The organism is Arthrobacter sp. SLBN-122, from assembly GCF_006715165.1.
GTDB lineage: Bacteria > Actinomycetota > Actinomycetes > Actinomycetales > Micrococcaceae > Arthrobacter.
The window spans coordinates 1,248,270-1,270,074 of sequence record NZ_VFMS01000001.1 but is presented as its reverse complement, the minus strand read 5'-3'; the positions used below and the strand labels follow the sequence as shown (position 1 = coordinate 1,270,074).

The following is a 21,805-nucleotide window of genomic DNA, read 5'->3' as shown; positions in this document are numbered from 1 at the left end:
CCCCTAAACCAACCTCACTACGCAAACCAACACCAACTGCATCAACAGCAGCTGGCATCCATTAGAAAGGCACCACCCCTGTGACTATCACCACCGATAACGCCTCGTCCATCGCCGAACTCGAGCGCCTCAAGGTCCTCCACATCGGCTCCAAGGGCAAGCTCACGTTCTCCGACGCAGAGTTCGAGCGCCGCCTGGGCGGGCTCCGCCGGATCATGGCCGCCAAGGACCTGGACGCCGTCATCCTGACCAGCTACCACGGCATCAAGTACTACTCCGACTTCCTGTACACCACGTTCGGCCGCAACTACGCCCTGGTGGTTACGGCAGAGGATTCCGTCACCGTCACCGCGAACATCGACGCCGGCATGCCGTGGCGCACCTCCTACGGCGAGAACATCGTCTACACCGACTGGCGCCGCGACAACTTCTTCTTCGGCCTGCAGGAGGCTCTGCGCCAGCGCGGCGTCAAGGCCTCCCGGCTGGGCGTCGAGGACGACTTCCTCCCGGGCCTGACCCGCGAGAAGATCGCCGCAGCCTTCCCGGGGGCAGAACTTCTGGATGTCTCGCAGGACGCCATGCGCCAGCGCATGATCAAGTCCGCCGAGGAAATCGAGGTCATCAAGCATGGCGCCCGCATCGGCGACCTGGGCGGCGAAGCCATCCGCAACGCCATCCGCGAGGGCATCACCGAGTACGAGGTGGCACTGATCGGCACCGAGGCCATGGTGCACGAGATCGCCCGCACGTTCCCGCACCGCGAGGTCCGCGACACCTGGGTGTGGTTCCAGTCCGGCATCAACACCGACGGCGCGCACAACTGGGCCACCACCCGGAAGCTGCAGCAGGGCGACATCCTCTCGCTCAACTGCTTCCCGATGACCTCCGGCTACTACACCGCCCTGGAGCGCACCCTCTTCCTGGGCCAGCCGGACGAACGGTCCCTGGAACTGTGGAACATCAACGTGGAGGTCCACAAGCGCGGCCTGGAACTCATCAAGCCCGGCGCCGTCTGCAAGGACATCGCCGCCGAGCTCAACGAGATCTACATCAGCCACGGCCTGCTGGCCAACCGCACCTTCGGCTACGGCCACTCCTTCGGCGTCCTCAGCCACTACTACGGCCGCGAAGCCGGCCTGGAACTGCGCGAGGACATCGACACGGTACTGGAACCAGGCATGGTGGTGTCCATGGAGCCCATGATCACCGTGGCGGACGGCCTGCCCGGCGCAGGCGGCTACCGCGAACACGACATCCTGGTCATTGGCGAGGACAACACGGTGGAGAACATCACCAAGTTCCCCTTCGGCCCGGAGCACAACATCATCCAGGGCTAACAATCAGTACCGGGAAGCGGCGCCACGGACACGTGGCGCCGCTTCCGCCGTCCCGGCCAAATACCTGCGCATGAGGAAAGATGGTGTCCACCATGACTCCTGCAACAACCTCCGACAGCAACGGCAGCGGCACCGGCACCAATGGCGGGACGGACGCCAAAGGCGCCTCCGTCGTCGTCAATGCCATTGCCGTCCTGCGCACCTTCACGGCGGACGAACCGCTGCTGGGCGTCACCGAAATTGCCAACCGCGTGGGCATGCACAAGAGCAGCGTTTCCCGGATCCTTGCCACCTTCGAGCAGGAAAACCTGGTGGAACGGGATCCGGAAACCAAGCGGTTCCGGTTGGGACTGGGCCTCATCGCCGTCGCCGGACCGCTGCTGGCCGAGATGGAGGAACGGCGCGTGGCATATCCGGTCCTGCGGCAATTGACCGAGCAGACCGGGGAGACCAGTGCACTGATGCTGTGGAACGGCGACGAGGCCATCTGCGTGGAGCAAATCGCCAGCCACCACCAGATCAAGCACACCACGCCCCTTGGAGCGCGCTACCGGGACGCCATGAGCGCCTCCGTGCAGGTGTTCCTCTCCACTCTGCCGGCAGAGCGGGTGCGGGAGCTGCTGCGCAGCGGAACCATCACCTTCCCTGGACTGGACGACGCCGGATTGGCGGCTTACGAAGCCAGGCTCCAGGATGTGGCACAACGGGGATGGGCGGGAAACTACGGCGAATCGTCAATGGACGAGGTGGGCGTGGCCGCCCCCGTCCGGGACCACCGCGGCGACGTGGTGGCTGCCGTCCTGATCCCCGCCCCCCGATTCCGGGTGTCGAAGGAACAGTTCGGGAGCCTGGGCGAGGCCTGCGTGGCCGCCGCCGCCAAGGTCACCACCCGCCTGGGCGGCCGCCCGGCAACCTGACCCGATAATCCCGTGCCGTGCTGCTCTGTACAACGAATGCCGGCTCAGGGAAGACTGACGCCATGCGCAAACTGGCCTTCGCCATGAACGTGAGCCTGGACGGCTACATTGCCGCGCCCGGCGACGACCTCGGGTGGAGCGTACCGAGCGACGAGTTGTTCCAGTGGTGGTCCGACCGGGTGGGGGCGACGGGCCTGGCGCTGTACGGGCGCAAATTGTGGGAGACGATGAGCGCCGACTGGCCCACGGCTGACCGGCAGCCTGGCGTCACACCGGCGCACGTCGAGTTCGCCCACCGCTGGCGGGACATGCCGAAGGTGGTGTTCTCCTCCACCACCCGCACAGTCGACTGGAACACCCGGCTGGTCATCGGCGACGCGGTCGCTGAGATCACCAGGCTCAAAGCGGAAGAAGGCGGCCCCATGGACATCGGCGGTGCCACCCTCGCCCGGGCAGCCATGCGTTCCGGGCTGATCGACGAGTACGTGATCGTCTCCCATCCGGTCCTGGTAGGCGGCGGCACGCCCTTCTTCACTGCCCTGGACCACTGGGTCAAGCTGAGCCTGGTGGAGGCCCGGACGTTTCCCGAAGGTGTGGTGCTTTCCAGGTACCAAACGAAGCGTTAAGTATTCGGCGGCTAGTTATGGCAGCCCGGCCATCCGTGCAGCCAGGTGCAGCGCCGCGAGCCGCCCGGTGCCCCGCGGGTCGCCGCCGCACAGCTCGAAGATCCGCTGCAGCCTGTGGTGCATCGACTGCCGCTCCAGGTGCAGTTCGCGTGCGGACTGCGCCGTGTTGCAGCCTGAGTCCAGCCACACCTGCAGGGTCTCCAGCAGCTGGGACTGTCGCTGCGCATCATGCTCCAACACTGCGCGCAGATGCCGGTTGACGAACGCCTCGCGCGCTGAGCCGTCGAGGCAGGTCAGGGAGAGGCTCTCCACGGCGGCGTCGTCGGCGTCCACCACCACCAGGCCGCGGGCCGGGAACCGCCTGCGCGTCGAGGCGTTCCGCCGCCGGATCTGGCGCACCTCCAAGGTGCGGCGGGCTTCGGCCAGGGACCAGGCAGCGTCAGCCACCCCGCCGGCTACCGGACCGACGGCGATCACCGCATCATGGTCCCCTTCCAGCCCGCGGAGCGATTCCAGGAGCTGCCGCCGTTCGCCGGCGGTGTCCGTGCAGGGCAGGCCGATCATGACCACCAGTTCGGCATCGTCCAGGTACGCAGCGCACGGGATGCGCTGCGAGCTCAGGAAGGTTTCGACGGCGCCGCGCAGCTCCTGCGGCGATGCCGCGTGGATTGCTGCCACCACGGCGGGGGAGTCAATGGGGAAGCCGGCGGCCGGCGCGAGCTGCTCCAGGCGCCACTCGGGGGCAGAGTGAAGCACGGCCCGCATCAGTTCGGCGCCCGCCAGGGCATGCAGCCCGGGCGGGGTGTGCTGCAGCAGTGCCAGGCCCAGGATGTCCACGGCGCGTTCCCCTGCCACCTGCGCCAGTGCCAGGTCCGCAGCGTCAGGCACCCGCACCTCCAGCCGGCCCATGAGGACCCCGCGCACAGGGATGTCCACGGTGACCACTGTTTCGCCGGCCACCCCGGAAAACGCGTCCTGCACGCCTGCCCGCGCGTCGCCGTCGTCCTCCCAATCCTCTGGCGCCGCGCTGCCCATGGTGACTCCCCACGGGGAGGTGAGCGTCACAGCGGAACCGGTGATGCCGGCCAGCACGCCCAGGATCTTGTCGAGCGAAGCACCGTGGGCCAGTTCGGCGGCCATGGCGCGCGTGGCGGCGTCGGCCTGCTGCAGGTGCCCCACGGACTCGCTGACCAGCATCGAATTGATGGCCTGCATGACGCCCACAAAAGGCACCACCTTGCGCAGCTCCACTACCGGAAGGCCGAATTCCTCGGCCTTTGCAAGCATGTCGGCCGGGATCTCGGGCAGGGCGCCGCCGGTCTCGATGGCGAGCGCCGCAATGCCGCGCTGGGCCAGTTCGCGCACGTAGTCTTCACGTTTTGCCGGCGTGGCCGTGGCCAGGGTTATCCCGCCGCAGAGCAGCAGTTCGCCGCCGCGGAGCAGGGGAGCGATGTCCAGCACCTCGCTGGAGTGGACCCAGCGGACCGGCTGCGCGTCGGCCACCGCGCCCAGCGGATGGACCAGGGGGTCGGCGGCAGCAAGGGCGGGGTGGGCGAGTATTTCGCCGAGAAACACTGACACGACGTTCCGTAACGTAGTAGGAGAATCTGTTCGACATATCGTATCTTGTTCCTTGTGATGGGGGCCACATAGCCTTTTGGTACTTATTCACCTCACGGAGGCCCCCATGCAAAAAAAGCTTTCACCAGCCACGCACGGCCAACCCGGCCAGGGCACGCAGGACCACAACGTCGTGGACCACGAAGCCTGGCTCCAACCCATCCCTGAATCAGCACGAACACGCAAGGTATCCGGCCAGTTCTGGATCTGGGCGGGCGCCAACCTGGCACCCATCAACTGGGTGCTGGGGGCACTCGGCATCCAGTTGGGACTCGGACTCGCGGACACCATCACCGTCCTGGTACTGGGCAACCTGATCGGCATGCTGCTCTTTGGCTGCTTCGTCCTCCTGGGCCAGAAGACCGGAGCCACCGGGATGGTCCTGGCCCGCGCCGCATTCGGACGGCGCGGCAACTATCTGCCAGCCGCCATCCAGGCCCTGCTGGTCATCGGCTGGTGCGCGGTCAACACCTGGATCATCCTGGACCTGGTCATGGCGCTCTTCGGAACCCTCGGCTGGGTTGACCCGGACGCCCCCAACTACGGCTGGAAGATCGGCGTCGCCACCTTCATCATGGCCCTGCAGGTGGCCATTGCGTGGTTCGGCTACAAGGCCATCGCGGCCTTCGAAAAATGGACGGTACCGCCCACCATCCTCATCCTGGCCGTCATGTCCGCCGTGGCCTGGTTCGGCATGGACATCGACTGGGGCTACGCCGGACCCGCCGGCGCCATTCTTGAAGGCTCGGAGCGCATCGCCGCCATGAGCGCCGTCATGACCGCCATAGGCATCGGCTGGGGCATCACCTGGTTCACCTACGCCGCTGACTACTCCCGGTTCGTCAGCACCAGCGTCCCCAAGAAGAAGGTCTACCTGGCCTCCGTGCTGGGCCAGTTCATCCCCGTGGTGTGGCTCGGTGTCCTGGGCGCCAGCCTGGCCACCAACAGCGGCGAAATCGACCCCGGCAAGCTGATCGTCCTGAACTTCGGCGCCATGGCCCTGCCGGTGCTGCTGATGGTGCTCCACGGCCCCATCGCCACCAACATCCTGAACATCTACACCTTCTCCGTGGCCACCCAGGCCCTGGACATCTCCATCAGCCGCCGCAAGCTCAACCTGTTCGTTGGCGTCTTCTCGCTCGCCGCCGTCGTCTTCTTCATCTTCCAGGAGGACTTCGCCGCCGTGCTCGACGCCTGGCTGATCGGCCTGGTGGCCTGGGTGGCCGCCTGGGGCGGAATCATGCTGGTGCACTACTTCTGGCTGGACAAGCGCTGGCCCGGTGCGCCGGACCGCCTGTTCGACGGCGTGGGCACCAAGCGCCTGCCGGGCGTCAACTGGGCGGGCGTCATTGCCCTCCTGGCCGGCATCTTCGCCACCTGGCTGTTCATGTACGGACTGATCCCCATCATGCAGGGCCCCATCGCCGTGGCCCTGGGCGGCTGGGACCTGTCCTGGCTGGCCGGCGGACTGACCAGCGCCGGAGTGTACGCCATCCTCGGGCCGCGGCAGCACATCCGCTATCTGGCCCTTGAGCCCCGCGCCTCACAGAAGGCGGATACCGCTCCCGGAACAGAGGGCAAGGCGGCGGACAGCTCGCCCGCCCTTCCCGCCCTCTAAGCGGCACAACTCCTCTTCCACAAACCCTGGCGGGCGCACAGCGCCCGCCGAAAGGATTTCCCGTGAACAAGCCCGCCATCGCGGACGCCCTGCACCCCATCACCTGGCCTGACGGCTTCAAGGCCGCAGCGTCCTTCACCTTCGACGTCGACGCCGAGTCCTGCACCATCGCCCACGATCCCACCAGCACCCGGCGTATGTCGCTGATGAGCCACCAGTCCTACGGCCCCAAGATCGCGGTGCCCCGGCTGCTGGCCATCCTGGCCCGCCAGGACATCCAGGCCACCTTCTTCATCCCCGGCTTCACAGCCGAGTCCTACCCGGATGTGGTCCGGCAGATCGTGGACGGCGGGCACGAGGTGGCCCACCACGGCTACCTTCACGAACCCATGCAGGGCATCAACGCCGCCACCGAGGCCAGCTACATTGACCGCGGCCTCGAGGCCCTGGCCAAGGTGGCAGGGGTCCGGCCCGTGGGTTACCGCGCACCGTGGTGGGAACTGAACTGGCACTCCCCGGGCCTGCTGGCGGACCGCGGCTTCCTCTACGATTCGAGCCTGCTCGACGGTGATGCCCCCTACCGCTTCGCCGTCGCCGCCGACGATCCCCGGGACATCGTGGAGATTCCCGTGGACTGGACCCTGGACGACTGGGAGCAGTACGCCTTCTACCCTGGCGTGACCGGAAGCGGTGTGATCGAGAGCCCGGCGAAGGTCCTGGAAATGTGGACGCTTGAAGCCGAGGCCCACCACTCCCAGGGCAGCTGCTTCGTCCTGACCAACCACCCGTTCATCTCCGGCCGGCCCTCCAAGGCCGTCGCCCTGGAGCAGCTCATCGAGCGGGTGAAGTCGATGGACGGAATGTGGGTGACCACCATGGAACAGATTGCCCTGCACACCAAGGCCACGGTCACCGAGGTCCACACCCACGCGCGGATTGACGTGCCGGTATTCCCGGGCGCGGGTGCGCAGTTCAAGCCGGCCGTCGTGCGGCAGGGGGTGCCGGCCTAGCATTCGGAGGCAAGGAAGCGGCAGGCGGCGGGTTCTCCCGCCGCCTGCCGCTTTTGGTTGCCCATGGACACCATCCACAGGTGCTGCCTATGGTGGCCGGAAGGGCCGGGGCAGGCGGCCGGGAGGAGGCTTCGATGGACTTAGCGAACAGCGCTGCGGACGGCATCGAGCAGGAGCTGGCCTGGCAGATCCCGCTCTACGAGCAGCTCCACCAACACCCGGAACTCGGCCTCGCCGAACACGAAACGTCTGCCGCAGTTGCGGCAAAGCTGGCCGGCTGGGGCTTTGACGTGCGGCACTTTGGCGGCACCGGCGTCGTCGGTGTCCTTGCCAACGGCGCAGGTGCGGCCGTCCTGGCCCGGGCAGACATGGATGCCCTCCCGGTCACCGAGGCGACGGGGGCAAGCTACGCCTCCATGGTTCCGGGGGTGATGCACGCGTGCGCGCACGACATGCACGTGGTGGCGCTGCTTGGTGCGGCAAAGTACCTGGCGGAACACCGGGAGGCCTGGCAGGGAACCTACACCGCCCTCTTCCAGCCGGCAGAGGAAACGGCGGCGGGCTCGCAGGCAATGCTCGACGACGGCCTGGCCGCCGGAATCCCGCGGCCGGACGTCGCGCTGGCCCAGCACGTCATGCCCACCGAGGCGGGAACCATCGGCACCACCCCGGGCCCGGTACTCTCGGCAGGCGACTCGGTACGGATTATCGTCCACGGCCGCGGCGCCCACGGCTCCATGCCGCACAAGTCCGTTGATCCGGTGGTGCTCGCCGCCTCGCTCGTCCTCCGCCTGCAGACTGTGGTGTCACGGGAAACCAGGCCAGGGGAGTTCGCCGTGCTGACTGTTGGATCGGTGAGCGCCGGAGCCACGGCCAACATCATCCCCGACCGGGCAGAGCTGCTGCTCAACCTCCGCACATACGACCTGGCCGTCCGGGCCGCCATGATTGCCGCCATCGAGCGGATCGTACGGGGCGAGTGCGCAGCCGCCGGCTCGCCGCAGGAACCGCAGTTCGAGTATTACGACCAGTACCCGCTGACCAGCAACGACGCGGAGGCCAACGCCCTGGTCACTGCAGCCTTCACCAGGACCTTCGGCGCGGACGCTGTCTACCGCACCGCCCCGCAGACGGCGTCCGAGGACTTCAGCCGCATCCCTGACGCCTTCGGCATCCCTTACGTGTACTGGGTCGTCGGCTCCGTGCCCCCGGAAACCTACCGGCGGGCCGTGGCGAATGGCACAGTGGACGCTGACATCCCTGCCAACCACTCGCCGTCGTTCCTGCCCGCCGTTGACCCCACCCTCCGCATGGCCACCCGGGCCCAGGCAGCCGCCGCGCTCGCCTACCTCGCGGCGGAACCCGTTTAGGCCCCGGACAGCAGGGACATCATTTGCGCCGCGGCATCGCTGCCCGGGGTCGGCGTGTACACCACGATGTGCAGGTCCGGCCGGTCCGAGGGGGAGACCTGGTGGTGCTCCAGTTGCAGGACTCCGACGGCAGGATGGTGGAAGAGGCGTTCGCGGGATTCGAAGCCCAGGATGCTGTACAGGTCCCAGCCCTGCCGGAACTCCGGGCTGGCTTCCTTGAGTCGTTCCACCTGGTACTGGATGTCCGGATCTCCGAGCCGCTGCCCGGTTTCGGCCCGGAACTCGGCAAGGAACCGCTTGCTGGTGGTGTCCCAGTCCGGGAGTAGGTCCCGGACATAGGGGTCCGTGAACACCAGCCACAGCAGGTTCCGGTCCGCTGGCGGCACCGTGGCAATGTTGGGATACAGCGCCGCATAGGCCTTGTTCCAGCCGGCCACGCCCCAGTCCGGGAACAGGGCAAAGGACGGGTTGGGATCCAGCGCATCCAGGAGGCGCTGGATATGGGGTGGGGCGGTGTCTGCGGCGGGGCCGGCAGGGGCGGCGGATGCGTAGCCGCCCAGGGACAGGACATAGCCAAGGCCGGTGGGGGAAAGATGCAGTGCGCGGCTGATGGCCTCCAGGACCTGGCGTGACGGGCTGATGTCCCTGCCCTGTTCAAGCCAGGTGTACCAGGTGACGCTGACGCCGGACAGGAAGGCCACCTCTTCGCGGCGGAGCCCGCGCTCGCGGCTGCGGCCGATCGGCGGCAGGCCGTAATCGGCCCGCAGCGCCTGGTCCCGGCGGGCCCGCAGGAAGAGGCCAAGTTCTTTGCGCCGCCCGGGATCACTCACCCGTAAATACTATTACTCTGGTACTCCTGCTACTAGTAGCAGCGCCGTCTTCCGGGACCGGGAGCGACAGGACAGGATGGTACGCATGCCTGCACTCCGCTCAAAAACAGTCACCCACGGCCGCAACATGGCCGGCGCTCGCGCACTGCTGCGCGCCTCCGGCGTCGCCAACTCTGACATCGGCAAGCCGATCATCGCCGTGGCCAACAGCTTCACCGAATTCGTTCCCGGCCACACCCACCTCGCCCCCGTGGGCCGGATCGTCTCCGACGCGATCCTTGCCGCCGGCGCCGTGCCGCGCGAGTTCAACACCATCGCCGTGGACGACGGCATCGCCATGGGCCACTCGGGCATGCTCTACTCGCTGCCGTCCCGCGACCTGATCGCCGACTCCGTTGAATACATGGTCAACGCGCACTGCGCCGACGCCCTGGTCTGCATCTCCAACTGCGACAAGATCACCCCCGGCATGCTCATGGCCGCGCTGCGCCTGAACATCCCCGTGGTCTTCGTTTCCGGCGGCCCCATGGAGGCCGGCCGCGTGACCCTGACCGACGGCTCCGTGCGCTCCCTGGACCTGGTGAACGCGATTGCCGACGCCGTGGACGAATCCATCTCCGATGCTGACATCAACCTCATCGAAGAAAACGCCTGCCCCACCTGCGGCTCCTGCTCCGGCATGTTCACCGCCAACTCCATGAACTGCCTTGCCGAGGCCATCGGCCTGGCCCTGCCCGGCAACGGCTCCGTGCTGGCCACCCACACCGCGCGGAAGGCGCTCTACGAGAAAGCCGGCCGCACCGTCGTCGAGCTGGTGAAGCGCTATTACGACGGCGACGACGACTCCGTGCTGCCGCGCTCCATCGCCACTGCGAAGGCCTTCGACAACGCCATGGCCCTGGACATTTCCATGGGCGGCTCCACCAACACCATCCTGCACTTGCTGGCCGCGGCCCAGGAAGCCGGCGTGGATTACGGCCTGGCCGAGATGGACGCAAAGTCCCGCCAGGTGCCCTGCTTGGCCAAGGTTGCCCCGAACGTTGCCGGGAACAAGACCTATTACATGGAGGACGTGCACCGCGCCGGCGGCATCCCTGCACTGCTGGGCGAGCTGAACCGCGGCGGCCTCCTGCACAAGGACGTCCACTCCGTGCACTCCGCCGACCTGGACGGCTGGCTGGACGACTGGGACATCCGCGGCGGCAAGGCCACGGAAGAAGCGAAGGCCCTGTGGCATGCCGCTCCCGGCGGCGTCCGCTCCTCCACCGCGTTCTCCCAGTCGAATGAATGGACCTCCCTGGACACCGACGCTGCCGAAGGCTGCATCCGCTCCGTGGAGCACGCCTACTCCAAGGACGGCGGCCTGGCCGTGCTCCGCGGCAACGTGGCCATCGACGGCGCCGTGGTGAAGACCGCGGGCGTGGACGAGTCCATCTGGACCTTTTCCGGACCGGCCGTGGTGTGCGAGTCCCAGGACGAAGCCGTGGAAAAGATCCTGAACAAGACCATCAAGGAAGGCGACGTAGTGGTCATCCGCTACGAAGGCCCGCGCGGCGGTCCCGGCATGCAGGAAATGCTCTACCCCACGTCGTTCCTCAAGGGCCGCGGCCTGGGCAAGAAGTGCGCCCTCATCACCGACGGCCGTTTCTCCGGCGGAACCTCCGGCCTGTCCATCGGGCATATCTCGCCGGAGGCTGCTTCCGGGGGTGCCATCGCCCTGGTGGAAGACGGCGACATCATCAGCATTGACATCTCCCAGCGCACCCTGCAGCTGGAGGTCTCCGACGAGATCCTGGCCGAACGCCGCGAAAAGCTGGAGGTCAACGGCGGCTACAAGCCCAAGGACCGGGACCGCCAGGTGTCCGCGGCGCTGCGCGCCTACGCTGCCATGGCCCTGTCCGCGGACAAGGGCGCCGTCCGCGACGTGTCCCTGCTGGAGCGGTAACACTGGAGCGGTAACACGGCTGCCGGCGGGGGAGGGGATAGGTCCATTGGCCCTGCCCCGCCTGGGCATGCCGCGCCACACTTGAAGGGTCACCGTCAGGCCCAAAGGAGGGTGTGGTGCGCAGGCTCAGCAAAGCTTTCCCCGGACTGTTAATGGCCGCCGTGGTCCTGTTCACACCGGTCCTGGCCGGGTGCTCCCCGCAGGACGGAAGTCCGCAGCCCTCGCCCACGTCATCCGGCCCTGCCAGTCCCTCCGCAACGGAAGCCGGGACGTCAGGCGCGCCCACGCCGTCGGACGTTCCCTCCGCCGCCGGCAATCCTCCCGTCAGCACCGCCGCGGCGGAGTGGACCACCTCTACGACGGCGGACGGCACCATGGCGTTCGACCTCCCTGCCGCCTGGCGCGTCAAGGACCCTGCGGGGGAACTGGCCGAGGGCGGCGGGGCCTTCGCCGAGGTGCGGAACCAGGCCGGCAATGTGATGGCGACACTGCGGACCAACATGGCCACCGGATCCACATGCACCGAGCGGTATCCCTACGAAATCCTGGACACAGCGGATATCCCGGTACTGGCCCAGGGCGGGGTGGTGCCGCAGTTCGTTTTCGAGACCCGCGGAAACGCCGCCACGCCGGGTAATTACCGCACCCCGGCTGCCGGCTACGGGATTACGTCCGGCCCCGCGGCAAGCGGCCCTGACGCCTGTCCCATCTTCCAATTCTTCCGATGGCCGCCGAATGCTGCCATGTTCGGCGCATCCTACAACCCGGAGAACAACGCAACGCCCGGTGACCCGTCGCTGCCCTATCTGGAACTGGCGAAGAAATACCGGGGCACGGCCGAGTACGCGGACATCAAGAGGATGATCACCTCGCTGCGGCCGGCGAACAGGTAGCCGCGGACGGGGACCCGAAGGTGTCCCATGTCAACGGGCCAAAGGTCCGGTTCCACGCTCCTGCGGTGACGGTACCCTGTTGACATGGTGCAGGAATTTTCCGATTACCGTGCGGAAGGCATCTTGCTTGCTGGGGCAGGTCGAGCCATCCTGCTGCAGCTTGCCCATCCGGCCATCGGCAGGGGCGTGGCGGAACACAGCACGTTCACCGAACGCCCGGTCAACAGGCTCAAGGGCACCCTGACCTACGTCTACGCCGTTGTTTATGGCAACGACGCACAGGTGAACGAGGTCCGCCGCAGGGTAAACCGGGCCCACGTGCCGGTGCAGCGCCCGGCAGATAAAGCCTCCGCCGGATACAGCGCCTACGATCCGGAACTGCAGCTCTGGGTGGTGGCCACCCTCTACGACACCGCACTCACCATTATTGAGAAGATCTACGGCCCGCTGGACGACGCCGCTGCGGACTCGATGTACCGGGACTATGCACGGATCGGTACCGCCCTGCAGCTTCCCCCCGGCATGTGGCCGAAGGACCGTACAGAGTTCGGCCGCTACTGGGCGGAACATATCTCCACCCTCAGGGCGGAGTACCCCGGGGTGCGCGTTGGCCGCGGCCTGCTGTTTCCCAAGCACACGGCCCTTTGGTACCGCGCCATCATCCCCCCGGCCAGGTTCCTCACCGCGGGGCTCCTTCCGGAGCAGTTGCGGAAGGACTTCGGACTGGCCTGGAGTGACCGGCACGAGCGCCGCTTCAACCGCGCGTTCGGCCTCCTGGCCGTGGCCTACCCAAAGCTGCCGCAGGGCATCAGGTACTGGTTCAAGGATTACTGCCTGCGTGAACTGGACAAGGACCTGAAAAGGAACCCCCAGTCAGGCCAGTCTGCTGTCAGTCATCAAAATGCGTAAGGACTTTCGGATCATCAGCCACCGAAGCGACTACGGCGGCTGCCACATCACGGAGCTTGACGTTGCGTGAGCTGGAGGCGATGCGCAGAATCTTGATGGCCGACTCCTGGCTGCACCGGTTTTGGGCCATGATCGCCCCGACGGCGACGTCGATGGTGGTCCTTGATTCCATTGCCGCGATAAGGTTCTCGCGGTCATCGACCAACTGGGCGATCCGGACAGCCAGGCGCAGGGATTTGGACGCTTCCAGCGCATAGGCTTCCGCTTTTTCGATGGCTTCCCCGCTGAAGGCATGGGTCTTCGCGGAGTAGACGTTAAGTGCGGCGTTCGCTTCGCCCTCGAGCGGGAGCGGGACGGCCAGGATGGAGCCTATGCCTTCCGCCCAGGCAGCCGCAGTGTAGTGGGGCCACCGTGTGTCTTCGCGCACGTCTGGAACATGGATGGTTGTCAGTTCCCGAAGCGCCGTCAGGCAGGGCCCTTCGCCCTTCCCGTACTGCAGCTCGTCCAGGGCCGGAACACGGGAATTACTCGTCGCAACCGTGGTGGGCTTCTTCCGACGCATCAGCGTCACTCCGCACATCACCTCGTGGTCAACCGAGAGGGTGGCGGCTGAAACAGTTGCGAGCTCGCTGAGCAGCGCCCCGACGTCGACTGACTCCAGCAGGAGGTCCTGCAGGTGTTCTGTGACTGTTTCATCATGCTGGATCATGCGGTCTCTGGCCACGCTGTCCTGCTCTTTCCCGCTAAGCCTCATGGAGGCATGATGCGAAACGGCCGCCATGGCTTAACTTCTCCAAGCCTACAACCTCCCCGTCGATACAAAACCATGGCAACCTGGGTGAGAACCAGAAGACAGGGGACAGGACACGGACGACGGCGGGAGGCCCAGTTGTCCACTGCGGCGAGGGCGCGTAAGGGGGGTCTGCCAAGACCCGTTTCAGCAGGGCCCTCGCTAGGGTGCCGGGAGCACGGTTTGATGGAGGACATGCCACCCGAAACAACAGTCATCAGTTCCAGCGAGCCGCAGGAAGCAGGCGCCCGCGGACACAACCCGGCCCACTGGGGCGGAGTCTTCGCGATGTCGCTGTGCGTCTTCGCGCTGATCGCCTCCGAATTCATGCCCGTCAGCCTGCTCACGCCCATGGCCGCCGAACTGCAGGTTTCAGAAGGCACGGTGGGGCAGGGAATCGCGATTTCCGGTGTCTTCGCCGTCTTGACCAGCCTCTCGGTTTCCACCCTGGCCGGCAGCATGAACCGCAAAACACTCCTGCTGGGCCTGACGGGGCTGATGGCGGTCTCCGGGGCGCTGGTGGCCACCGCACCCGGTTATCTGCTGTTCATGGTGGGCCGCGCCCTCATCGGCGTGGTCATTGGCGGCTTCTGGTCCATGTCGGCAGCCACGGCCATGCGGCTGGTGCCGGCGCACAGGGTGCCGCGGGCCCTCGCAATCTTCAATGGCGGCAATGCCCTGGCCACGGTCCTGGCCGCACCCCTGGGAAGCTACCTTGGCTCGCTCATCGGCTGGCGCGGCGCGTTCTTTTGCCTGGTGCCCATAGCGGTGCTTGCCCTGGCCTGGCAGTGGATCAGCCTGCCGTCGATGAAGGTCCAGAAGCGGGCACCCGGCAACGTGCTCGGGATTTTCGCCGGGCTCAAGAGCCGGCCGGTCGCCTGGGGAATGGCTGCGTGTGGGTCCTTCTTCATGGGCCAGTTTGTCCTTTTCACCTACATCCGCCCGTTCCTGGAGACCGTGACGCGCGTGGACGTTGCCACGGTGTCCCTCGTCCTGCTGGTGATCGGCGTGGCGGGCTTTGCCGGAACGCTGCTCATTGGCCGGTTCCTGGGCAAGGGCCTGTACCGGACGCTGGCCGTCATTCCGGTGCTGATGGCGGCCATTGCCGCAGCGCTCGTTCCCGCCGGCGGCTGGATCGCCGCCGTGGTGGTTCTGCTGGGCCTCTGGGGCCTGATGTCCACGGCCGCGCCCGTCGGCTGGTGGAGCTGGCTGGCGGAGGCGATGCCGGATGACGCCGAAGCCGGCGGCGGCCTGATGGTCGCGGTGGTCCAGACGTCCATCGCCATCGGATCCACGCTCGGGGGCGTGCTGTTCGACTCTGCGGGCTACCAGGCCGCATTCCTGGCCGCCGCGGCCATTCTTTCCATCGCCGCCGTCCTGTCATACCTGACATCCCGGGCCCCGGCCCGCCAGACCACATAATCCATCCCTGAGGAGGAGAACATGAAGTACACCAAGAGCGGCGGCCAGACAGGAGCCGGCCCCGAGGAATGGTTCACCGGAACCGTGCAGATTGACGGTATCCGGAACCCTGATGAACAATCGGCCATCGGCTGCGCGCACGTCCGGTTTGCCCCCGGCGCCCGGACTGCCTGGCACCGCCACCCCAAAGGCCAGACCCTCTACGTCACGGACGGGATCGGGCTGGTGGCACGGCGCGGCGGGGAGGTCCAGGAGATCCGTCCCGGCGACGTGGTCTACATCGAGCCCGGCGAGGAGCACTGGCACGGGGCCACCCCGGAGCGGTTCATGGCCCATGTGGCCATGCACGAGGCCGACGAAGACGGCGAGGTGGTCACCTGGCTCGACCACGTGACCGATGAGGAGTACGGCGCCTGACCAGGCCATTGCGCAAAGGGGAGCGGACGACGGCGGGAGGTCCCGCCGTCGTCCGCTCCCCTTTTGCGGGAGTCAGGTCAGTCGTCGTAGGTGTTGGCGATGTAGACATCGCACGGGGCGTTGTGCGCCACGCTGTTGGCGACGCTGCCCAGAAGCCTGCCGATGCCGCGCATCCGCCGGTTTCCCACCACGATCAGCCGGGCATCCAAGCGGACGGCTTCCTTGATGAGCGAATCGGCCGGCTTGCCGCGGGCAGCGAAGTGGGTGATTTCCACTCCCGGATGCGATGCGCCCAGGGACTTTGCCACCATCTCCGAGCTGTCCGCGTTGGAGATCCGCACCTTGTCCGAGCCCACCCCGAAGGTTTCAGCGTTCTCGACGTCAAAGGCGGTCACCACATGAAGGGACGCCCCCAGCGAGTCCGCCAGGCCCAGCGCCACTTCCGCGGCCTTCCGTGCCGACGGGCTGGCGTCCACACCTACAACGATTACTCCGCTCATATCCTGCTCCTCTATCCAGTCCTGGCATCAACGTTCAGCTGCCAGTCTAGGGAGTACCCTCCGGAAGTCCCCGAATCACACCGCTGCCGCCGCAACCGTGGCCGCCTGCCGGCTGAACCGGTTCTCCGGCCGCGGCAGGCCATAGTGCTCCCGCAGGGTCCGGCCACTGTATTCGGTGCGGAACAGGCCGCGCTCCTGCAGGATGGGCACCACCTGGTCCACAAAGGTTTCCAAGCCGGCGGGGAGCACCGGCGGCATGATGTTGAAGCCGTCTGCCGCGCCGCCGTCGAACCATTCCTGGATGGCGTCCGCCACCTGCACGGGGGTGCCCGTGAAGGTGCGGTGCCCGCGGCCGCCGCCCAGGCGGCCGATCAGCTGCCGCACGGTGAGCTGTTCCCGGCGGGCCAGCTGCACGATCAGCGTGTAGCGGCTCTTGGCGCCCTCGATCTCATCCTCGCTGGGCAGGTTGTCCGGCAGCTGGCGGTCCAGCGGCAGGTCCTCCGGGTCCACGCGCAGGGTCCTGGCCAGCTGGATCCGGGCGTACTCCGGCTTGATTAGGCGGTCCAGTTCCCGTTCCAGCTCCAGGGCTTCCGCCTCGGTGGCACCGATGACGGGCACAATGCCGGGCAGGATCTTGATGGTCTCCGGGTCACGGCCGGCAGCGGCGGTACGGGCCTTGAGGTCCCGGTAGAACTCCTGGGCGTCGGCGAGGGTCTGGTGGGCGGTGAAGACGGCGTCGGCATAGTAGGCGGCGAGGCCCTTGCCGTCTTCGGATGAACCCGCCTGGACGATCAGCGGGTGCCCCTGCGGGGAGCGGGGGACATTGAGCGGGCCGCGGACCTTGAAGTGCTTTCCCTCGTGGTCGATGGTCCGGATCTTGCCGTCATCGCCCCACACGCCCCCTGTCTGGTCCGCGAGGACGGCGTCGTCCTGCCAGCTGTCCCACAGCTTCTGTGCCACGTCGATGAACTCGGCGGCACGTTCGTACCGCACAGCATGGGCAGGCTGGTCGTCCACGCCAAAGTTGCGCGCGGCGTCCGGTCCGGCGGTGGTCACCACGTTCCAGCCGGCACGGCCGCCGCTGGCCCAGTCCACGGAAGCGAAGCGGCGAGCAAGGTTGAACGGTTCGTTGTAGGTGGTGGATGCGGTGGCGATCAGCCCGATCCGTTCGGTGGCCCCGGCAATTGCCGTCAGCAGCACGGTGGGCTCCAGCTTGCCGGCCGGACGCCGGCCCACCTCGCCGAACAGGACGGGGGAGTCGGCGAAGAAGATGGAGTCCAGCTTGCCGCGCTCGGCGGTACGGGCCAGTTGCTGGTAGTGCTCCACGTTGGTGCCGGCGTGCGGGTCGCTCTCCGGCAGCCGCCACGAGGCTTCGTGGTGGCCTGTGCTCATAAGGAAGGCGTTCAGGTGCAGCTGGCGCCGGGAAGGGGTCTGGTCAGTCATGGGAAGGCTCCTTGCGGTAGGGGTGGGTTAATGGCCGACGGCGCCGGGTTCAGCAGTGTGGGTTGGCTCGACGCCCGCTGCACTAAGGACACCCAGCGCGGCCAGCAGGTCGCGGCGGAGGGCTTCATGCCCGGCGGCGTTGGTGGACGAGCGGATCTCCGGCGACACCGGGCGGACGGTGGTGATGCGGCCGTGGTCCAGGACCACGATCCGGTCTGCAAGCGCGATGGCCTCGTCCACGTCGTGGGTGACCAGCAGGACTGCGGGCCGGTGGGCGGCCACCAGGTCCTGGAGCAGCCCATGCATCCTGATCCGGGTCAGTGCGTCCAACGCGCCGAAGGGCTCATCGGCCAGCAGCAGCTGGGGTTCGCGGACCAGGGATCGGGACAGCGCCACGCGCTGCTGTTCGCCGCCGGACAGCTGGTGCGGCCACGCTTTTTCGCGTCCGGCGAGGCCCACCTCGGCGAGGGCCTTGCGGGCCCGGGCACCGGCGTCGCGCTCCCGAATGCCAAGGGTGACGTTGCCCAGCACGCTGTCCCAGGGCAGGAGGCGGGAGTCCTGGAAGACCACGGAGACGCGGTCCGGGACTTTGATCACGCCGCTGCCGAGGACATCGTGATCCAGACCGGCGAGGGCGCGGAGAAGGGTGCTTTTGCCGCAGCCGCTGGGTCCCAGCAGGGCCACGAACTCGCCGGGGGCGATATCCAGGTCCACGCCGTTCAGGACTCCTTTGGGGCCGAAGCCGCGGATGAGGCCGCGAACCGAGACTGCGGAAGCCGCAGTGCTGGCTGGACGGTTGTCGACGGCGGTCAGCCCGCCAGGGTGCGCTGCCATGAGAGGGCCTTTCGTTCGATGAGGCGGACAATGCCGTCGGAGAGGAGGCCAAGGATGCCGTAGACCGCCAGGCCCAGGACGATGATGTTGGTTTGGCCATAGGTGCGGGCGAGCTCCATCATGTAGCCGATGCCGCTGGTGGCGTTGATCTGCTCCACCACCACCAGGGACACCCAGGCGCCGGTCACCGCGAAGCGCAGTCCCAGGAAGAACCCGGGCAGCGCACCGGGGAGGACAACCTTGCGGATGAACCCGGCCCGGCTGAGCCCCACGGTCTGCGAGAGTTCCACGAAGCGCAGGTCGATGCCGCGCAGCCCCGCGTGCGTCTGCAGGTAGACCGGGACAAAGACGCCCATGGTGATGGTGAGGACCTTCATGGTCTCGTCAATGCCGAACCACAGGATCAGCAGCGGAATCAGGGCCAGCCCGGGGATGGCGCGCTTGATCTGCACGGGACCGTCAATGAGGGCCTCGCCCACCCGGCTCAGCCCGGACAGGAGCGCCAGCACGGCGCCCACCAGGATGCCGAAGAACAGTCCCAGGCCTGCGCGCTGGGCGGAAATGGCAAGGTTCTCCTGCAGCCGGCCGTCCGCGATGAGCTCACCGGCGGTGGCCACCACGGTCCACGGCTCGGACAGGATCCTGGGGTCAAGGAGCCCTGTCGCGGAAGAGGCTGTCCACAGCAGCAGCAAAGCGGACGGGCCCACCCAGGCGAGCTGCCGGCGTCGGCCGGGCCCCAGCCTCTTCCCTGTTGGCCGCACGTCTGCCGCCCCGGCCAATGCCGGATCCTGGTGCGGGGCCAGCACGGGACGGTCCAGGACGGCGCTCATGCGGCACCTGCCTTTCCGGCGGAAGCGAATGCGGTGCCGGCGATGGCTTCAAACCGGGCGTCGTACAGGTCGGCCGCCGTCAACTGCGGCTTCTTCTGCTCGCGGGCCAGCAGGTCGATGGTCTCCTGGTGCCGGTCGATTGCCTCGGCCCAGGCCGTGGGCAGGTCGCGTTTGCCGGTGGCATCGATCAGGTACTGGCCGTCCTCGCGGGACAGGCCCTGGTCCTTGACGTAGTAGCCCTCCAGCCATTCGGCGGGGTGGTCCTCGATCCAGCGCTGCGCCTTGCCCCAGACCCTTACGTAGGCGGCAAGCGCGGCTGCCTTCGCGGGATCGGCGAGGACCTTGGCGGGGGAGTAGAGGAGGCTGGGATCGTCGCGCAGCCCGTGGCGGAGGGTGGTGGCGCCGTCGGCCCTGTACTTGGCCAGGTAGCGCTTGATCTGCACCCCGCCCAGGGGAGCGGCGTCCACCTGCCTGCTGGCCAGTGCCGTGGCATAGGCGTCGCCGGTGCTGGGCAGCTCCACGAGCTTGACGTCCTCCTGCTTGAGCCCGGCCTTGTCCAGGAGGCGCAGGACCAGGGCGCCCTGCGCCTGGCCCGGGCTGTACGCCACCTTCCTGCCGCGCAGGTCCTCAAGCCTGCTGATGCCGGCTCCGGGCGCGACCCCCAGCTCGTAAATCGGATGGTTCACGGCGTCCTGCCGGTAGCCGGCTGCGATGATGCGGACGTCCAGGCCGGTCCAGGTGGCATGGATGGGCGGAATGTCCGCCACGGACCCCACGTCCAGGGCGTTGGCCCGGAACGCTTCGGTGGTCTGCGGGCCGCCGGAGATGTTGGCGAACTCCACCGTGACGCGGTCCAGTTCCTTGGCCAGCCCGGACAGTTCCAGCGCCACTTTGATGCTGGGATCGCCCACCTTGATGGTGGTTCCGGCCGGCACGGAGGCAGCCAAAGGTTCCAGGGCGGCCTGGCTGATGCGTTGGCTGCCGGCGGTGGCGGTTCCACCGCAGGCGGACAGCAGGCCGGCGGCGGGAACCGCCAGGAGTGCGCCAAGGGCGCTGCGCCGGGTGAAGGCAGGGGAGCCGGGACTGGAGTGGGGCTTGGGTGCTGGGAAGGACATGGTGTTCCTTTCGGGGAAAGATTCCGGGTACGACGACGGCACCCGGGGTGTGTGCCCGGGTGGGCGTGGGAGGTGGATGGGACCGCCTGCGCGGCGGTGTGCGCGTGCTTCTGGCTGGTGCTTTGGGGTTCTGCTTACGGCCTGGCCGGTGCCGTGGAAACACCTAAACACGGCGGCCACGGCGTTGGCCAGCAGCGCGCAATGAACGCTAAATCCTGCGAAACGGCGCTACTTATGGCGCCATCCGGGCGACAAATGCGGACCCACGGCGACAAGCCAGGCAATGCGGAGCCACGAACCGCAACGGGGGTCAATGTGACTGGAATCAGTGTGCGTGGACGGGCCGGTGGCCGTCAGGCGCGTCAGGCGCGTGCGTGGGCCATCTCCACGATGTTCTCGGTCACGGCCCAGGACGCCAGGAGCTTGAGGGCTTCCTCGGAGGGGCTGCCGGGAGTGGCGGGATAGACGGTCAGGGTGTGCCCCGGGTCCTCTTCAAGGCCCAGGACCTGGTAGTTCAGTTCCAGGAGGCCCACTACGGGGTGCTGGAAGAACTTGGTCCCGGCGTAGTGGCGGCGGACGTTGTGGGCTGCCCAGAGCGTACGGAATTCGTCGCTGCGCATGGACAGTTCACCGATGAGCTCGGCGATCCCCTTGTCGTGCGGGTTGCGGCCGGCCTCCCGGCGGAGGATGGCCACGTTGGTGTTGGCTGCCCGGTCCCAGTCCGGGTAGAAGTTGTGGGCGCGGGGGTCAAGGAAGATGAACCGGGAGTGGTTGGCCGGCCGGGACGGAGTGCGGTACATGTCCGAATACAGGGCGTAGCCCAGCGTGTTGGCGGCCACGATGTCCAGCCGGTTGTTGCCGATGAAGGCAGGCGCTCCGGTGATGGTGTCCAAAAGGTACTGCAGTTCCGGGCGGACCTTGGAGGGAGCGGAACCGCCGCCTGAAGCCCTCTTCCGCGCCGGCGTGTTTGCCGCCCGCGCCAGGTCGTAGAGGTGGTCGTGCTCGGCGCGGTCCAGTTCCAGGGCACCGGCAATGGCATCCAGCACGCTGTCCGAAACGCCCGAAAGATTGCCGCGTTCCAGGCGGGTGTAGTAGTCCACGCTCACGCCCGCAAGCCGCGCCACTTCCTCGCGCCGCAGACCCGGCACGCGCCGCCGTCCGCCGTACGGTTCAATGCCTGCCTGCTCAGGGGTGATGCGCCCACGGCGGGAGGACAGGAACTGTCGTACCTCGGCTCGGTTATCCATAGTGAACACGTTACGACGGATGGTCCAACCCTAAGGAGGTTCTGCCGGAACCAGTTACAGCAGGACCCTCGCTAACGGGTCCCTGGCCGGGTTTGATGGGAATGTCCGCTTTCAGCCTTTCCCCACTTGGAG

The 21,805-nt window shown here is 67.3% G+C and carries 20 protein-coding genes; 11 read left to right on the top strand and 9 right to left on the bottom strand.

Going from position 1 to position 21,805, the window contains the following annotated elements; translation table 11 throughout:
* Positions 1-80 precede the first annotated feature (80 nt).
* The 3 genes from FBY36_RS06000 to FBY36_RS05990 all read left to right on the top strand — a co-directional run bounded on the left by FBY36_RS06000 (position 81) and on the right by FBY36_RS05990 (position 2,880).
* Positions 81-1,337, top strand: coding sequence for an aminopeptidase P family protein (locus tag FBY36_RS06000; protein ID WP_142117765.1), 1,257 nt, complete (start codon positions 81-83; stop codon positions 1,335-1,337).
* Positions 1,338-1,417: 80 nt separating this feature from the next.
* On the top strand, positions 1,418-2,254 hold the full coding sequence (locus tag FBY36_RS05995) for an IclR family transcriptional regulator (RefSeq protein ID WP_142117764.1): 837 nt from the start codon (positions 1,418-1,420) through the stop codon (positions 2,252-2,254).
* 62 nt (positions 2,255-2,316) lie between these two features.
* Positions 2,317-2,880 (top strand): dihydrofolate reductase family protein, encoded by a 564-nt coding sequence (locus FBY36_RS05990; protein WP_142117763.1) that lies wholly within the window; start codon positions 2,317-2,319, stop codon positions 2,878-2,880.
* 15 nt (positions 2,881-2,895) lie between these two features.
* Here the strand turns inward: FBY36_RS05990 and FBY36_RS05985 are convergent, their stop codons facing one another.
* Entirely contained in the window at positions 2,896-4,461 is a 1,566-nt protein-coding gene (locus FBY36_RS05985; protein WP_142117762.1) for a PucR family transcriptional regulator, read from the bottom strand.
* Positions 4,462-4,567: 106 nt separating this feature from the next.
* Between FBY36_RS05985 and FBY36_RS05980 the strand changes: the two genes are divergently transcribed.
* From FBY36_RS05980 to FBY36_RS05970, 3 genes are all read left to right on the top strand, one after another.
* Positions 4,568-6,118, top strand: a complete 1,551-nt coding sequence (locus tag FBY36_RS05980; protein ID WP_142117761.1) for a purine-cytosine permease family protein — start codon at positions 4,568-4,570, stop codon at positions 6,116-6,118.
* A 62-nt stretch (positions 6,119-6,180) separates the two neighbouring features.
* The gene (locus FBY36_RS05975; RefSeq protein ID WP_142117760.1) at positions 6,181-7,128 is read left to right on the top strand and encodes a polysaccharide deacetylase family protein; all 948 of its coding nucleotides are present in this window, start codon (positions 6,181-6,183) and stop codon (positions 7,126-7,128) included.
* A 134-nt stretch (positions 7,129-7,262) separates the two neighbouring features.
* Positions 7,263-8,498, top strand: coding sequence for an amidohydrolase (locus FBY36_RS05970; RefSeq protein ID WP_142117759.1), 1,236 nt, complete (start codon positions 7,263-7,265; stop codon positions 8,496-8,498).
* Here FBY36_RS05970 and FBY36_RS05965 read toward each other — a convergent pair.
* Entirely contained in the window at positions 8,495-9,328 is an 834-nt protein-coding gene (locus tag FBY36_RS05965; protein ID WP_142117758.1) for a helix-turn-helix transcriptional regulator, read from the bottom strand. The two genes, FBY36_RS05970 and FBY36_RS05965, sit on opposite strands and share 4 nt — an antisense overlap.
* Positions 9,329-9,413: 85 nt before the next feature.
* Here FBY36_RS05965 and ilvD point away from each other — a divergent pair, with 85 nt between their 5' ends.
* The 3 genes from ilvD to FBY36_RS05950 all read left to right on the top strand — a co-directional run bounded on the left by ilvD (position 9,414) and on the right by FBY36_RS05950 (position 13,075).
* Positions 9,414-11,273 (top strand): dihydroxy-acid dehydratase, encoded by a 1,860-nt coding sequence (ilvD, locus tag FBY36_RS05960; RefSeq protein WP_142117757.1) that lies wholly within the window; start codon positions 9,414-9,416, stop codon positions 11,271-11,273.
* Positions 11,274-11,389: 116 nt separating this feature from the next.
* Positions 11,390-12,166 carry a hypothetical protein gene (locus FBY36_RS05955; RefSeq protein ID WP_235008733.1) on the top strand — a complete coding sequence of 259 codons (777 nt, stop codon included), beginning with the start codon at positions 11,390-11,392 and terminating at the stop codon, positions 12,164-12,166.
* 84 nt (positions 12,167-12,250) lie between these two features.
* Positions 12,251-13,075 (top strand): oxygenase MpaB family protein, encoded by an 825-nt coding sequence (locus FBY36_RS05950; protein WP_142117756.1) that lies wholly within the window; start codon positions 12,251-12,253, stop codon positions 13,073-13,075.
* On the opposite strand, the gene FBY36_RS05945 is transcribed toward FBY36_RS05950, so the two are convergent.
* A complete protein-coding gene (locus FBY36_RS05945) occupies positions 13,056-13,829 on the bottom strand; it encodes a GAF and ANTAR domain-containing protein (RefSeq protein WP_235008732.1) in 774 nt (257 codons plus the stop codon). The two genes, FBY36_RS05950 and FBY36_RS05945, sit on opposite strands and share 20 nt — an antisense overlap.
* 231 nt (positions 13,830-14,060) lie before the next feature.
* Here FBY36_RS05945 and FBY36_RS05940 point away from each other — a divergent pair, with 231 nt between their 5' ends.
* Entirely contained in the window at positions 14,061-15,287 is a 1,227-nt protein-coding gene (locus FBY36_RS05940; RefSeq protein ID WP_142117755.1) for an MFS transporter, read from the top strand.
* A gap of 21 nt (positions 15,288-15,308) precedes the next feature.
* Positions 15,309-15,704: a (R)-mandelonitrile lyase gene (locus tag FBY36_RS05935; RefSeq protein ID WP_142117754.1), complete on the top strand. Its 396-nt coding sequence runs from the start codon at positions 15,309-15,311 to the stop codon at positions 15,702-15,704.
* Positions 15,705-15,781: 77 nt separating this feature from the next.
* Here FBY36_RS05935 and FBY36_RS05930 read toward each other — a convergent pair whose 3' ends face one another.
* The 6 genes from FBY36_RS05930 to FBY36_RS05905 form a co-directional block, all read right to left on the bottom strand.
* A complete protein-coding gene (locus FBY36_RS05930; RefSeq protein ID WP_142117753.1) occupies positions 15,782-16,204 on the bottom strand; it encodes a universal stress protein in 423 nt (140 codons plus the stop codon).
* Between the two features lie 75 nt (positions 16,205-16,279).
* Positions 16,280-17,647: an LLM class flavin-dependent oxidoreductase gene (locus FBY36_RS05925; RefSeq protein WP_142117752.1), complete on the bottom strand. Its 1,368-nt coding sequence runs from the start codon at positions 17,645-17,647 to the stop codon at positions 16,280-16,282.
* A 27-nt stretch (positions 17,648-17,674) separates the two neighbouring features.
* Entirely contained in the window at positions 17,675-18,481 is an 807-nt protein-coding gene (locus tag FBY36_RS05920) for an ABC transporter ATP-binding protein (RefSeq protein ID WP_142117751.1), read from the bottom strand.
* Positions 18,457-19,311: an ABC transporter permease gene (locus FBY36_RS05915; RefSeq protein WP_142117750.1), complete on the bottom strand. Its 855-nt coding sequence runs from the start codon at positions 19,309-19,311 to the stop codon at positions 18,457-18,459. The genes FBY36_RS05920 and FBY36_RS05915 overlap by 25 nt, the downstream gene beginning before the upstream one ends.
* The gene (locus tag FBY36_RS05910; RefSeq protein ID WP_142117749.1) at positions 19,308-20,426 is read right to left on the bottom strand and encodes an ABC transporter substrate-binding protein; all 1,119 of its coding nucleotides are present in this window, start codon (positions 20,424-20,426) and stop codon (positions 19,308-19,310) included. The genes FBY36_RS05915 and FBY36_RS05910 overlap by 4 nt, the downstream gene beginning before the upstream one ends.
* Positions 20,427-20,788: 362 nt before the next feature.
* Complete coding sequence (locus tag FBY36_RS05905; protein ID WP_142117748.1) at positions 20,789-21,673, bottom strand: helix-turn-helix transcriptional regulator; 885 nt, start codon at positions 21,671-21,673, stop codon at positions 20,789-20,791.
* Between the last annotated feature and the right edge of the window lie 132 nt (positions 21,674-21,805).

Bases quoted from the DNA above. Each gene is read 5' to 3' on its own strand.
- FBY36_RS05910 (WP_142117749.1), bottom strand. From the start codon at position 20,426: ATGTCCTTCCCAGCACCCAAGCCCCACTCCAGTCCCGGCTCCCCTGCC.
- FBY36_RS05945 (WP_235008732.1), bottom strand. From the start codon at position 13,829: ATGAGGCTTAGCGGGAAAGAGCAGGACAGCGTGGCCAGAGACCGCATG.
- FBY36_RS05925 (WP_142117752.1), bottom strand. From the start codon at position 17,647: ATGACTGACCAGACCCCTTCCCGGCGCCAGCTGCACCTGAACGCCTTC.
- FBY36_RS05905 (WP_142117748.1), bottom strand. From the start codon at position 21,673: ATGGATAACCGAGCCGAGGTACGACAGTTCCTGTCCTCCCGCCGTGGG.
- FBY36_RS05930 (WP_142117753.1), bottom strand. From the start codon at position 16,204: ATGAGCGGAGTAATCGTTGTAGGTGTGGACGCCAGCCCGTCGGCACGG.
- FBY36_RS05920 (WP_142117751.1), bottom strand. From the start codon at position 18,481: ATGGCAGCGCACCCTGGCGGGCTGACCGCCGTCGACAACCGTCCAGCC.
- FBY36_RS05995 (WP_142117764.1), top strand. From the start codon at position 1,418: ATGGTGTCCACCATGACTCCTGCAACAACCTCCGACAGCAACGGCAGC.
- FBY36_RS05990 (WP_142117763.1), top strand. From the start codon at position 2,317: ATGCGCAAACTGGCCTTCGCCATGAACGTGAGCCTGGACGGCTACATT.
- FBY36_RS05935 (WP_142117754.1), top strand. From the start codon at position 15,309: ATGAAGTACACCAAGAGCGGCGGCCAGACAGGAGCCGGCCCCGAGGAA.
- ilvD (WP_142117757.1), top strand. From the start codon at position 9,414: ATGCCTGCACTCCGCTCAAAAACAGTCACCCACGGCCGCAACATGGCC.
- FBY36_RS05980 (WP_142117761.1), top strand. From the start codon at position 4,568: ATGCAAAAAAAGCTTTCACCAGCCACGCACGGCCAACCCGGCCAGGGC.
- FBY36_RS05950 (WP_142117756.1), top strand. From the start codon at position 12,251: ATGGTGCAGGAATTTTCCGATTACCGTGCGGAAGGCATCTTGCTTGCT.
- FBY36_RS05970 (WP_142117759.1), top strand. From the start codon at position 7,263: ATGGACTTAGCGAACAGCGCTGCGGACGGCATCGAGCAGGAGCTGGCC.
- FBY36_RS05915 (WP_142117750.1), bottom strand. From the start codon at position 19,311: ATGAGCGCCGTCCTGGACCGTCCCGTGCTGGCCCCGCACCAGGATCCG.
- FBY36_RS05940 (WP_142117755.1), top strand. From the start codon at position 14,061: ATGCCACCCGAAACAACAGTCATCAGTTCCAGCGAGCCGCAGGAAGCA.